The organism is Candidatus Pelagibacter sp. HIMB1715 (genome assembly GCF_052047595.1).
GTDB lineage: Bacteria > Pseudomonadota > Alphaproteobacteria > Pelagibacterales > Pelagibacteraceae > Pelagibacter.
Genome location: NZ_JBNAJY010000016.1, coordinates 1 through 13,178, shown reverse-complemented (window position 1 = coordinate 13,178; position 13,178 = coordinate 1). Strand labels below are relative to the sequence as shown.

Sequence of the window (13,178 nt, the reverse complement as noted above, 5' to 3'; positions counted from 1 at the left end):
AAAACTGTGCAGTTAAAATAAAATTTTATCATTATTTCTATCTCTTATTAATTATTTTAACTGGAGAAACACTTCCTCCTTTTTTTTAAAAAGGAGGAAGACGAAATTATAATGAACCTTCTAAAACGTATTTTAAAATTCTAACAACTTGTGATTGATCTGAAGCGACAGCAGAACCTGCAGCATCTACCTCTTTCAATGCATCTTGGTGGTAGTCACTATGAATAACTATAATAGATTTATTTAATGCAGATACATATCCTGCATCGAAAGCTGCATTCCATAATCTTAGCTAGATTAGATCGATGTCATTGGAGCACTATTGAGTAAAATGATTTAAATTATAGCTTTTTATCATTTAGTTTAGTCATCGCTTTTCCAGGAGAGAAAGTATAATCATTGTCATCCATTAATTTTCCACTTCCATCATAAAGTTTCCAATTAAATTTTACTTTGTCTTTCTGCTTTTTTCCTAATTTTAAAATTGTTAATTCTATTTTTCGTGGTTTACCGCCAGAAGATCCTTCAAAAGATCTAGTCTCGCCTTCTTTCCAAACGCCTAGAGGAAATTTACATCCATTTTTTATTACTCTTCCTCCTCTTCTACTATCCCAAACTCTTCCTATACACTGCCCGTCATTAGTAACTGTAAATAACTGTGTTTTAAATCCACTTTGACCTTTTCTTGTTCTTTTATAAACTTTTATAGTTTCTCCAGTTTGTGGGTTTTTCCAATCCTCAGGTCCTACAATTTTTTTTCTTTTCTTTTCACCAAATACCAAATTAGCATTTGTAAATTTAATCTCTTTATCTTCTCTTATTTCTCCACCTGTAAATAATTCTAAAGGGATAAATCTTTCTGATCCAATCGATTGACTAGTATTTAGTAAAATTAGAAATGATATTAAAAAAAAATTTTTCAAATAATTAAATTAATTTAATAAATTTTCTCTCCAAAAAGCTAAATACTCTGGCATAAAAGTTTTTCCGTGGTTACCACCTTCTGTTACACCTTTTCCAATACATTTTTCTTTTACAAGACCTTTAAACATTGTTTTAAAAGCTTTTCTTGGGTTTTTACGTGATAATTCATTATATTCATCCAAACTTTTGATTTTTGTATTTTTTAGAATTAAATCAACGAACTCTTTGTTCATATTACCATCATCTTCAGTATAGAAATTAGGACACTTCCAAAAATATTGAGTTCTTTTTGCAAATTCTGGCTCATAATTTCCTGTAAATAAATGATACCATCCTTCTCTTAAATCGATTTCAATATCAGCACCTTTAGCTTGCATTTTTTCCATAAGTTCCACACATGGACCTGGTAGTGTGTAATCCTCAGCTAAACCATGTACATACCAAATTTTAGTTTCTTTAACTGGAGTTGGATTTCTAAACATTCCAGATATTCCACATTCAGCAGATCTTGGTTGAGATGCTGCAAAATAAAGATCTTTATCTACTAAAATATCTCTTAATCTTTTTTCCGCTGCCATAATTGAAAGGTTTCCACCTCTTGAATAACCAGAGATACCTATTTTTTTAATATTTATTTTTGGATCCTTGCTTAGATACTCTAATGCCATAAACGTATCTATATAAGTAGACCATAAAGAAGCCTTTGATTGATCACGGTAAGTGTGTTTTGCACCTCTAGCAGAAAAATTATCTAAATACATTGTAGCTATACCCATATCTAGTAATGGCTTTTGTTGATCTCTCATAAATTCTAACCAATCTGCAGTAAATTCATCAGCACCACCACTGCTATGAACGATTAACAAAAGAGGAAATGGTCCATCACCTTCGGGATAAGAAATTAAAGCGTCTACTATTATTGGGCTTTCTTTATACCAACCCTCTTTTATACCTTTGTAGTCAGAAGTTTGATAAGAATTAATCTTAACCAATTTACCATTTCCCAACTGTTTAGATAATTTTTTTAATGGTGTTTTTTTTGGTTTAATTGTTTCAGCATTAACAACAGTATTTGAAAAAATAAATAAAAAAAGAATTACAATAAATTTTTTTATAATACTCATAATGTTATTTATATAACTATTTAAGAGTTCCTTGAAGAACGTATTTTAGGATACGAACTGCTTGTTTTTGATCTGAAGCAACTGCAGCTGCTGCAGCATCGACTTCTTTTAAAGCATGTTGATGCTCTTCATTATGAATAATAATTATTGATTTATTCAAAGCAGCCGCGTACCCCGCATCAAAAGCTGCATTCCATTGTTTGTATTTTTCACCAAATTTAACAATGATCACATCACAATCTTTGATCGATTTTTTAGTTCTAATTGAATTGATATTGGCTCCTTTACGATCTTTCCAAAAATTTTTCTCTTCAGGTCCTAAGATTTCAACCCCACAATCATCTGAAGATGCATGATCTGTCACAGGAGATGAGAATTGAATGTCTAAATTTTGTTTTTTACATTCATCAATAATTTCATCACGCCAATTTGTGTGAATTTCTCCTGCTAAATATACTTTCAACATATGTTCTTTATATATAGTTATATATAGTTACTAGTATCCCAAATTTCTATCTATTTGATTAATTAATTCTTTATTTTCTGTGAATAATTTTAAATTTTTAAAGAAAATTTTAAGAACCATCTCAATATAATTCCCTTCACTATCAGATGAAATGTGAGGAGTTATAATTAAATTTGGAGTATCCCAAAGGTTTGATGTTTTTGGAATAGGTTCTTGTGAAAATACATCTAAAATTGCTCCAGCAATTTCATTGTTTTGAAGTTTAATCCTTAAAGCTTCGTAATCTAAAACAGATTGCCTTCCAATATTTACAATTCCACAGGTAGATTTTAATTTGTCTAATCTTGATTTATTAATTAATCCTTTTGTCTCTTCCGTTTCTGGAACTGCTAGATATAAAAAATCAGCTAAAGGTAACACTTCATCAATTTTATCAAATGTAATAACTTTAGAGCACCCCTCAACATTTTTTCCTTTTCTATTTACACCAATAACTTCTGCTCCAAGTTTGCTGATATGTTTAATCATTGAACCACCCAAAGAACCAGTTCCAACAACAACTACCTTCCTTCCTTCAATAGGTTTTCCAAGTAAAGATACAAATTCTCTATTTTTTTGGTTGGTTACAATTCTAGTCATGTGATTTTGGAGCATTAATATACTCATCAAACCAAACTCCCCTGCTTTTTTGGCATGCACCCCACTACTATTTGTTAAAACTAAATCTTCGTTCATCCAATCAAATGGAGATAAATGATTAACACCAGCAGATATTACATGGATCCATTTAAGGTTGGGTGCAATTTGTTTTAAATCTTTTGTTGGAAACTGCCACCCAAGTAAAATGTCAGCTGATTGCATTGAAGAGACAAAATTATCATCATCCCAATCAATTACATATTCTACTTTATCTCTTAACTCAGGATATTGATCAAAACCCTTTTCAATTTCTTCCTTAGTGATTGTATTATTTTTCTCACCTTCAGCATCACAAGGTAAAAATCCCTCTTTCCAATGATTATTTCTGATATGGATTTTAATTTTTTTCATATTTTAAATTAATATTATCTTTAATTTCGTTTAATAAAAAATAGATTATTGTATAAATAAATTATGCCTTCATTTGATGTTATCAGTAAAATTAATTATCAAGAATTTGATAATGCTTTAGCAAATTGCTTAAGAGAAATTAGCAATCGATATGACTTTAAAGGACTTCACATCACGATAGAGCGAAAAGATAAATCAGTTACCACTAATGCTCCTGATGAATTAAAATTAAAACAAGTCAATGAATTGCTACAAACTCATTTAGTAAGAAGAAAAGTAGATCCAAGGGTTTTAGAAGTTAAAAGTTCGGAAGGTGCTTCAGGTGGAGCAATAAGACAAGTAAGTGAACTTAAAGAAGGTATTAGCCAAGAAAATGCTAAAAAAGTTATTGCTGATATTAAAAAACTTAAACTTAAAATTCAGGTTAAAATTCAAGGTGATGAATTAAGAGTAGATGGTAAAAAAAGAGATGATCTTCAAGAAGCTATAGCAGCAATTAAAGCTATTGATATTGGGCTTCCGATAGACTTTGTAAACTTTAGAGATTAATCCTCCCAAACTATTTATTGTATTTGGTACAAAAAGATATAAGCAGACACTCAATTACGTAAAATTTATATCATTCCCAACATAATGAACTTCTCTGATCTAAATATTGAAAATAAATTAAAAAGATCAATTGAATTAGCTGAATTTAAAACACCGACCCCTATTCAAAGTCAATCCATACCAATTAGTTTAGAAGGAAAAGATGTTTTGGGAACTGCTCAAACAGGTACCGGCAAAACATTAGCTTTCACAATTCCAATGCTGAATAAGCTTTTAAAAGATAAGAAAGCAATGGCATTAATAATTTGTCCAACAAGAGAACTTGCAACACAGGTAATGGAAACTGTTTTAAAACTTAATATTAGAGAAATAGGAATTGGTAATACTCTTTTAATCGGTGGTGAGAGTATGCAAAAACAACTTAGACAATTAAAAAAAGGAGCAAGAATTATAGTTGGCACCCCTGGAAGAATTAACGATCACATAGAACGAAAAAGTTTAAACTTATCTAGAGTTAATTACTTAGTTTTAGATGAAACAGATCGAATGTTGGATATGGGATTTACACCTCAAATAGAAGTAATATTAAAATTTATTCCTAAAGATCATCAAACATTATTGTTTTCTGCAACTTTACCTGAAAACATTTTAAAAATTTCTCAAAAGTATCTAAATAATCCTGAAAGAGTATCTGTGGGATCTTTATCAACTCCAATTGAAAAAATTAAACAAGAAACTTTTCAAATCACAGCTGACAAGAAATACCATGAACTGATTAATCAATTAGTTGAAAGAAGTGGATCTATTTTAGTTTTTGTTAAAACTAAACACGGTGCTGATAAAATTGTAAAAAGATTAAAATATGATGGCCATAAAGCTGATGCGATTCATGGTAATCTTAGACAAAGTAAAAGAGATAGAGTTATTAGAGGATTTAGAAATGGTAATAGCAGGATTTTAATTGCAACAGATGTTGCGGCAAGAGGATTAGATATTCCAGTTATAAAACACGTAATTAATTATGATCTTCCACAAGTCCCAGAGGATTATATTCACCGAATAGGTAGAACTGGTCGTGCTGGAAAGGATGGATCAGCTTTAACTTTTTTAACAAACAACGACAGAAGTATGTGGAGATCTATACAAAAATTAATAGATCCTGACTTTAAAGTTAAAGAAGAAGCAAGACCAAACAATCAAAAGAGTAAGAAATTTAATAAAAAAAATAAATTTAAAAAGAAATTTAAGAATAAATTTTCTAACAACAAATTAAGTAAAAAAAAGAAATTTAAAAAATTTGAAAACAAAGATAATAAAAGAAAATTTAAAAATAGAAAAAGACCTAAAAACTTTAAGTTTAAAAAAAATAAAAGAAAATAGATTTATAATTTTTGTATTAAAGAAGCGCTGTTATTTGTAGGCTTATTTACATCTTTTGAAACTTCATGAAATATAAGATCTGGTGATTTACGTTCATGTAGAAACGCTGATCCTTGTAATTCTAAATTAAGATATCTATTAACATCTGCTTGATTAAGAATAACTGGTTGTCGGTGATGAATTTCCTTAATATTTTCTTTTGCTTCTTCTGTAATTAAACAAAACTGATCATCTTCAAATATCCCTGCAAAATAAATGGTATTGGTGTCTTCACGAGTAAAGTAATGAGGAGTTTTTTCTTTCTCTTCCCTCTTCCATTCATAAAATCCATCAGCAACAGCAACACATCGATTATTTTTTATCAATTTTTTAAATGAAACCTTTTCATCAATGGTCTCAAGTCTTGCATTTATCAAAGCTTTAAAATCCTTATCTTTTGCCCAACTTGGAACTAAACCCCATTTCAAAGCTTCTAAGGTATTTCCATTTTTATATTTTTTTATAACTGGAAGTTTTTGATAAGGGTGTGCATTATAATTTTCATTGTCTTCAACCTGAATTGCAGATTTAACTAATGAACTAGTTTTAGTAACTGGATTTTTAACAACGTATCTTCCACACATTTTAAATTGTTTGTTCTTTCATCAAATCTTCGATTTGTTTTATCATGATTTCTGGAGATCGCATGGATGGATAAATCTCTTGTGCTTGTTTGTAACTTCTAATTGCTTTTTCAAAATTTTTTAACTGAATATTTACTAAACCTTGACCTGCTAAAGCACCAAAATGTCTTGGCTCTAATTCCAATACTTTATCAATATCCTCTTGTGATTTCTGATATTCACCTAACATATAAAGAACAGTTGCTCTCTTATTCCAAGCTTCAGCCCAATTTTCATCAAGATTTATTACTTCGGTAAAAATTTCTCTTGCTCTTTTTGGCTGTTGATTTCTAACAAACATCGAACCTTCCTCTAAACGAGCAGTTAATTTTTCATCAGTTGGATGAGTACTCCATAATGACCAAATTTCTTGCTCAACAATAGCAGCAACTTTTGCTTTATTAACTTTTAGTTCATTAAACAATTGATTAAGTCTAACATCTCTATCATTTGCAAAAGAACTCGTTAAAGAAAATAAAAAAATTAAACAAAATAAAAGTACTCTCTTCATGATTAAATATTATCAAATAAGAGAATTAGAGTCTTTGAACTTATGTATTTTGATTAATATTTTTACAACTATAAAAAGAAATATCCTTTTCTTTCTCTTCTAGTTTAATATTTTTTGTAATTTCGTGAACAAGCTCACCTGTTTTAATAGTTAAAACTGCAGATTCTGAATAATTTCTTTCATCATCAAAAGCTTGGATTAAAACAATATCTTTATTGGAAATTTTTACCTCTAGTTCAATTTTATCAATAAAATTAGATAAATTTTTAATATTTAATACATTTGGTGATTTTGACTCGATTGCTAATTTACTAATATCATCTCTCTTAACCTGATCTTTTGTAAATGTTTCAAAATTATGATCTGGATTTTTTAAAATTACTTTTTCAAATGCACATGTAAGATTTAAATTTGCATCTATAGTAATGTTTGTATTTTGTGCATTAGCATAACTAAAGCAAAAGAAACTTAAAACAATAAGTAATTTTTTCATTGAAAAAGTCTTATAGCTTTTTCTGATTGATTACTACGTCTACTAATATCGCAATCAACAAATTAAGCATTGTAATTCCGCATATAATTATAAAACTGAAAAAATAAATCCAAGCCCACCAGTAAACATCTTGTAATGGAAGCATTACTTGTTCCCAACTAGATAGAGTTAAAACTTGGAACAATGTGATCATAGCAACACCAACGTCGCTCCATCTCTCAGGAATATCAGTACTAAATAAAATTGAACCAATAGTTGCGTATATATAAAGAATTATGAACAGTAATAATCCCACATAAAATACTCTTTTGACTGAAGTTAGTAGAGCTTCAATGATTTTTTTTAATTCTGGAACAACTGAAATAATTCTCAATACTCTAAATACTCTTAATAATCTTAAAAGTAAGAAGCTAGAATTGTTAGGAATTGGAATTAATGAAATTAGAACAATTAAAGTATCAAATACATTCCATCCACTTTTAAAAAAATTTAGTTTTTTTGGCTCCCCAACAAATCTAATTATAATTTCAATGACAAAAAATATAGTAATTGAATAATCTAAATAATTAATTGCTTGTCTGGTAAGATCACTTAATTCATACGTGTTAACCCCAATTGTGATTGCATTTAATATGATAATTGAAATAACAACAAACTGAAAAATTCTGCTTTCTTTAAGATTATATAAAAATTTATTCATTTAATTTAAAATATTAATAATACTTTTTTTAATAGTTTCACTTACTTTAATTGTTCCTTCTTTATTAGGATGAATTCCGTCTTGCTGATTTAAACTTGGATCAAGTGCAACCCCTTCAAGTAAAAATGGGATCAAGGGTAAGTTATATTTTTTTGATAATTTTGGATAGATTGCATCAAACTTTTTTTTGTATTCAGCACCATGTGTTGTTGGAGCAACCAAACCTGCAATGATAATTTTTATATTTTTATTGTTAGCTATCTTTATAATTTCTTCTAAATTTTTCTCAGTTTCCTCTGGTTTTATTCCTCTAAGCATATCATTGGCTCCCAAACCTAAAATGATTAGGTCGATACCAGGTTCAGATAAACTCCATTCAGCAATGTTTAGTCCTCCTGAAGATGTACTTCCTGAAACACTCCCATTAATTATCTTTATATTTAAACCATCTTTTTTAAAATTTTCTTCTAATACCACTGATAAGTGATGTTCTTTAGGTAAACCGTATCCAGCCATCAAACTGTCGCCAAATAAGACAACCTTATCTATTGCACTTGCATTAATGTGCACTAGAAAGATTACCAATATTTTAATAAATAAACTTTTATTCATGAGTGATCTTCTTAAATTAAAAAAAATAAATCTCAAATACCAAACTGGTAAAGAAAGCATCAGTGTTTTAAAGAATATTGATCTTACTATTAAGAAAAAGGAGACAGTTTCTGTAGTTGGTGAAAGTGGATCTGGTAAAACTAGTTTAATCATGCTGGTAGGAGGGCTAGAAAAACCAACTTCAGGTAAAATTGTTTTTCAAGATCAAGAAATAACAGGTTTAAATGAAGATGAAGTTTCAGAAATTAGAAAAAAAAATATTGGAATTATATTTCAATCCTTCTACTTAATTCCAAATTATACAGCAGTTGAAAATGTAGCTTTAACACTAGAATTAAATAATTTTAAAAATCCTGAGAGTGAAGCAAAAAGTTTATTAGATAGATTTGGTTTAAAGCACCGATTTAATAATTTACCTAGTCAGTTATCTGGTGGTGAGCAGCAAAGAGTTGCAATTGCAAGAGCTATAGCAATGAAGCCTGAATTAATCCTAGCTGATGAACCTACTGGAAACTTAGATACTGAAAACTCATTAATGATTTCAGATATTTTATTTAAATATGTGAAAGAAGAAGGATCTTCCTTAATCATGGTAACGCACGATCCAAAACTTGCCAATAAAGCAAAAAGAAAAATCAAAATAAAAGATGGAAAAATTAAATAATCGATCTGAATTTAGTTTGATTTTTAAATATGCTTTAAAAGATTTAAGCAGAAACTATCACAAAATCTCAAGTATTATTGTTACTCTATTTATCAGTCTCTTTATATTAAGTGCTATTTTTACAATTGAAGATAGTCTTAAAAAAGAACTAAACGATAATGCAAAAGCTTTATTAGGTGGTGATTTAGAAATTGATTACAATCGTAACCAAGGAAATCTCGAACTAGTTAATCAGGTAAAAGAATTTGCAACTGTATCTCAAATGATTGAGTTCAGTACGATGCTTTCAACAACTGGAAGAGAAAAAAATAAATCTTTATTCACTAGAATTAAAACAGTTGATGAAAAATATCCATTATATGGTGAAGTAGTATTTGAACCTGAAGGCGCTTATGAGCGAATGCAAAAGGAACCAAATACTATTTTAATTAATGAAAGCTTATCAAAGACACTAAACATAAAACTTAATGAACAAGTTAAAGTTCAAGACCAAAACTTTACAGTTATTGGAATTATAAAATCAGTTCCTGATGTTAGTGGATTTGTTGCTTTTGGTGATTGGGCGCTAGCAGGAAAACAAACGTTAGAAATATTAAAACTAAATGGTATTGGAAGCTTTTTAAACTACGAATACAAAGTAAAATTTAATGAAGGAGATAACCCTGAAGAATTAGAACAAAGAATTGAAAATATTTTTAAAGATGATCAAAAAGTAAAACTTCGTTATCCTGAAAATTCAGCAAGTGGAATAAAGAGAATAATTAATAATTTTTCACAATTTTTATCTCTTGTTTCAATAAGTGCGATGTTGATTGCTGGTATTGGAATTGCAAACACTCTCCTTTCTTTTATTAACCAAAACAATATGTCAATTGCAGTTAGAAAAGCAGTTGGATTTTACTCAGGAAATATAAAGACACTTTATTATCTTCAATTATTAATATTGTTGTTTGTAATTACAGTTGTCTCCTACGGCTCTAGTTTTTTAATAGTCCCTATCGCTGATAAATACTTATCAGATGGACTTGGATTAAATGTTTATCCAGTATTTTCTATAGTTAATTTTATTAAAATATTTTTAGTAGGTTTATTGGTACTTGTAATATTTTCTATCCCAACGATAAGTTCAATTGACCAAGTAAAAGCTTCTAATTTATTTAGAAATGTTTTTCAAAACTTACAATTTTATTATTCAAAAAAATCTATTGTTTTAAGTTTTATATTACTGTCTATTTTAGTTTTATTATTTACTATAGGTTCAGAGCAACCAACTTACAGTCTTGGGTATTTTGCTGCATTTTTTGTGTGTTTGATAGTATTTTTCTTTCTTTCAAGAATAATTATATTTTTTCTTAAAAAATTTAAATCAAGCTCCAATATCTCATTAAAGGTATCAATTAAAAATATCACTCAAACTAAAAGTATTACTCCAATTACTATTATGTCTTTAGGGTTGGGAGTTACATTACTTTTAACATTGGCATTAGTTGGAACAAATTTTCAAAGAGAAATTGCTAAATCAATTCCTGATATTGCACCTGATTATTTCTTTGTAGGAATTCAAAAAGGAGAACGTGAAAAATTTGAACAAGGAATATTAAAAATGGATCCAAATGCAGACATTGAAGTTGTTCCAATGGTTTCATCTGGCATTACAAAAATTAATGGCATTAATCCAAATACTTATATTAAACCTGATAATGATAGTTATTGGGTAATTGGAAGTGAGAGAAGATCTTCATGGGTGGAAGATGTTCCTGAAGATAATCCATTAATTGCTGGGAAATGGTGGGATTTAAATAAACCTAATCAACTTCAAATATCTTTAGATGCTAAAGTTGCAAGAGATTTTAATATTCAATTAGGAGATATTTTTACTTTAAATATTTATGGAAGAGAAATTGACGGTGAAGTAGTTAATTTTAGAGAAGTTGATTATCGAGATTTAAGTATAAACTTTGCAATGCTATTTAACCCTCAATTCGCTCAAAATATTCCTCATGAATATTTAGCAACAGCAAAATTTAATTCTGATAAATTTGATGAAACTGAAATGCTAGAAATTATGCCTAGCTTATCCATGATTAAAATTGCAGATTATCTGACAAAAGTGACAGCTGTACTAAATAAAGTATTCATTGCAGTTACTCTGATATCAGCTGTAACAATTGTTATTGGTTTAATTGTTATTTCGAGTGCAATTATGGTTCAAGGTAAAGTTAAAGAGTATCAAAACTTAGTATTTAAAATTCTAGGCTTTTCAAAAAGAGAAATAATCCTCTCATCATTAATAGAATTCATCATTATCTTTAAGTCAGTGATACTGATTGCAATATTTTTTGCAGTAATTGGTTCAAAATTTATTATGGAAAATATCTTTGAACTTGTATGGATGTTTGATTTTAAAGTTTTAATCTACTTAGGTTTTTCAATCGGATTTGTAACATTGATATTAATTATGTTAACAAATTTAAAATATCTAAATCCAAAAGTTTATCCTTTGATTAGAAATCAATAATTAAAATTTTGTAATTTTACTATCTAAAGCAATTACATTTAATTCTACTTTAAGTTTTGGAAATCTTTTTTTAATTTCTTTTTTAAGTTTATTGAATGAATCTTGGTGTATTTTTTTTTCATTTGCAGGTGTAAATTCTTTTTTTCCATTAGCAATTTTTGCAGCACCACAATCTTTGTGATTAATAACAATAAGCTTTTCTATTTTATGAAGCTGTATTGAAGTTCCAAGATTATCATAAAAAGTATTATGCCATTTTTTAAATTTATTGTGTGTAACGCCTACTGCTGCACCAGCAATTGTAAAAGCACTGTACTTACCAGTTAATTTTTTTTTCTTTAAATGATTGTGAACTAAATGTTGAAATCTTGGGTCCATACAAGATAACACCATTGCTTTAAACTTTGACTTCATCAATTAAACTCCACTTTATACATTGCCTCATTCCTTCTATTCATTGGAAGGGTAAAAGGACTATCATATGTAGCTCTAATAGGTGGACTTATAATTGAAATATTATTTTTGTTTAACTCTTTTTCTAGGATTTCTTTATGTTTTATGAAATTTCCATCAGAAGCTCGACCAGAATATCTAAGCACAGCATAATATCCTCCTTCAATATTTACTATTCTTACATCATCTCTACTTGGGTTAGGTACATTATCTGAATTAAACTTTGAAGGTAAATAAAACTGCATAGTCATATTTCCATTTTTTTCGACTTGAGTAACCGGAGTAGTCATTGCTATCTTTTCTTGAGCATCATTTCTTCCAGAAATATAATTAAATAATTTTCTAAAATTACTATCTATTCCAGCTCTAGAGGTTTCAACTGCTAAACGATCAGAATATTTTCTAATCTCATAAATTTCATTTTTATCTACTACCTCATACTTTGCTTCTTCGTTAGCCATGACAATAGAATACGGTAAAACAAAGAAAGTACAAAATAGAAGAATTAATAGTTTTTTTAACTTCATGGTTAAATAACTTTATATTCAAAATTTTGTGTAGTTTCATTAATTTGAACTAATTTTGCTCCATTTCTTTCATGAAAATTCGTTGCCATTTCTGTTAAAGGTGAGAGTGTTACTAATCTATTTAAATGATTAGATTTTTTTATCTTTTTAAACACTTCTTTTACAATTAACTTTCCTCCACCCTTTTTCTTTGACCATACAGTATAAGCAATAGCAATTTGACCCCCATTTTGGTCTCTCATTGCACTTTGTAAAAAAGCATCAGTACTTAATTTTTCAAGTTCATCTACACTTTTGGGAATTTCATTAGTATAAGCAAAACACATAACAGCATGAATTTCGCCTTGATACTCAACACCATAAATTTTTCTTCCAAATCCTGTTCTAAATTCATTATCTAATTCTGGTCGAACTGGATCTTCCTCTACATTACATTCTTTAAGTTCAACAAGTTTGGCACCTTTTACCCAACCAAAAAAATTATCAATCTTTTTATTAAGTACTTGTTTATTTTTTCTTATTCTTGCTTTTATTCTAGGATTAAA

Annotated in this window: 16 protein-coding genes and 1 pseudogene; 4 read left to right on the top strand and 13 right to left on the bottom strand. The window is 28.6% G+C overall.

All coding sequences use genetic code 11. The annotated features are described in order from the left end of the window. Window positions 1-106: 106 nt before the first annotated feature. The 5 genes and pseudogenes from ACTTAY_RS04970 to ACTTAY_RS04950 form a co-directional block, all read right to left on the bottom strand. Window positions 107-283 (bottom strand): annotated as a pseudogene (locus ACTTAY_RS04970) (YtoQ family protein); the annotation flags it as partial. A 58-nt stretch (window positions 284-341) separates the two neighbouring features. Continuing rightward, window positions 342-923, bottom strand: a complete 582-nt coding sequence (locus ACTTAY_RS04965) for a hypothetical protein (RefSeq protein WP_440672600.1) — start codon at window positions 921-923, stop codon at window positions 342-344. Between the two features lie 9 nt (window positions 924-932). Next, entirely contained in the window at window positions 933-2,048 is a 1,116-nt protein-coding gene (locus ACTTAY_RS04960; RefSeq protein WP_440672599.1) for a dienelactone hydrolase family protein, read from the bottom strand. A 16-nt stretch (window positions 2,049-2,064) separates the two neighbouring features. Continuing rightward, the gene (locus ACTTAY_RS04955) at window positions 2,065-2,514 is read right to left on the bottom strand and encodes a YtoQ family protein (protein WP_440634015.1); all 450 of its coding nucleotides are present in this window, start codon (window positions 2,512-2,514) and stop codon (window positions 2,065-2,067) included. Window positions 2,515-2,544: 30 nt separating this feature from the next. Then, complete coding sequence (locus tag ACTTAY_RS04950) at window positions 2,545-3,564, bottom strand: D-2-hydroxyacid dehydrogenase (RefSeq protein WP_440672598.1); 1,020 nt, start codon at window positions 3,562-3,564, stop codon at window positions 2,545-2,547. 63 nt (window positions 3,565-3,627) lie between these two features. Here ACTTAY_RS04950 and ACTTAY_RS04945 point away from each other — a divergent pair, with 63 nt between their 5' ends. Further along, window positions 3,628-4,113: a YajQ family cyclic di-GMP-binding protein gene (locus ACTTAY_RS04945; protein WP_262589405.1), complete on the top strand. Its 486-nt coding sequence runs from the start codon at window positions 3,628-3,630 to the stop codon at window positions 4,111-4,113. Window positions 4,114-4,197: 84 nt separating this feature from the next. Next, complete coding sequence (locus ACTTAY_RS04940) at window positions 4,198-5,493, top strand: DEAD/DEAH box helicase (RefSeq protein WP_440672597.1); 1,296 nt, start codon at window positions 4,198-4,200, stop codon at window positions 5,491-5,493. A 2-nt stretch (window positions 5,494-5,495) separates the two neighbouring features. Here the strand turns inward: ACTTAY_RS04940 and ACTTAY_RS04935 are convergent, their stop codons facing one another. The 5 genes from ACTTAY_RS04935 to ACTTAY_RS04915 are packed head-to-tail and all read right to left on the bottom strand — an operon-like array spanning window position 5,496 to window position 8,471. Then, window positions 5,496-6,116: an SOS response-associated peptidase gene (locus ACTTAY_RS04935; RefSeq protein ID WP_440672596.1), complete on the bottom strand. Its 621-nt coding sequence runs from the start codon at window positions 6,114-6,116 to the stop codon at window positions 5,496-5,498. A 1-nt stretch (window position 6,117) separates the two neighbouring features. Next, on the bottom strand, window positions 6,118-6,666 hold the full coding sequence (locus ACTTAY_RS04930) for a tetratricopeptide repeat protein (protein ID WP_440672595.1): 549 nt from the start codon (window positions 6,664-6,666) through the stop codon (window positions 6,118-6,120). A gap of 40 nt (window positions 6,667-6,706) precedes the next feature. Further along, window positions 6,707-7,159, bottom strand: coding sequence for a hypothetical protein (locus tag ACTTAY_RS04925; protein ID WP_440672594.1), 453 nt, complete (start codon window positions 7,157-7,159; stop codon window positions 6,707-6,709). Between the two features lie 10 nt (window positions 7,160-7,169). Continuing rightward, window positions 7,170-7,859 carry an ion transporter gene (locus ACTTAY_RS04920; RefSeq protein ID WP_440672593.1) on the bottom strand — a complete coding sequence of 230 codons (690 nt, stop codon included), beginning with the start codon at window positions 7,857-7,859 and terminating at the stop codon, window positions 7,170-7,172. Further along, complete coding sequence (locus tag ACTTAY_RS04915; protein WP_440672592.1) at window positions 7,860-8,471, bottom strand: arylesterase; 612 nt, start codon at window positions 8,469-8,471, stop codon at window positions 7,860-7,862. Here ACTTAY_RS04915 and ACTTAY_RS04910 point away from each other — a divergent pair. Beyond that, window positions 8,470-9,135, top strand: coding sequence for an ABC transporter ATP-binding protein (locus ACTTAY_RS04910; protein ID WP_440672591.1), 666 nt, complete (start codon window positions 8,470-8,472; stop codon window positions 9,133-9,135). The two genes, ACTTAY_RS04915 and ACTTAY_RS04910, sit on opposite strands and share 2 nt — an antisense overlap. Beyond that, complete coding sequence (locus ACTTAY_RS04905) at window positions 9,119-11,653, top strand: ABC transporter permease (RefSeq protein ID WP_440672590.1); 2,535 nt, start codon at window positions 9,119-9,121, stop codon at window positions 11,651-11,653. Before ACTTAY_RS04910 ends, ACTTAY_RS04905 begins: the two co-directional genes overlap by 17 nt. Here ACTTAY_RS04905 and ACTTAY_RS04900 read toward each other — a convergent pair whose 3' ends face one another. From ACTTAY_RS04900 to ACTTAY_RS04890, 3 genes are all read right to left on the bottom strand, one after another. After that, complete coding sequence (locus ACTTAY_RS04900; RefSeq protein WP_440614538.1) at window positions 11,654-12,067, bottom strand: carbonic anhydrase; 414 nt, start codon at window positions 12,065-12,067, stop codon at window positions 11,654-11,656. Further along, window positions 12,067-12,633, bottom strand: coding sequence for an SOUL family heme-binding protein (locus ACTTAY_RS04895; protein ID WP_440672589.1), 567 nt, complete (start codon window positions 12,631-12,633; stop codon window positions 12,067-12,069). The genes ACTTAY_RS04900 and ACTTAY_RS04895 overlap by 1 nt, the downstream gene beginning before the upstream one ends. A 2-nt stretch (window positions 12,634-12,635) precedes the next feature. After that, window positions 12,636-13,178: hypothetical protein (locus tag ACTTAY_RS04890; RefSeq protein WP_440672588.1), on the bottom strand; the 543-nt coding region annotated here is incomplete at its 5' end.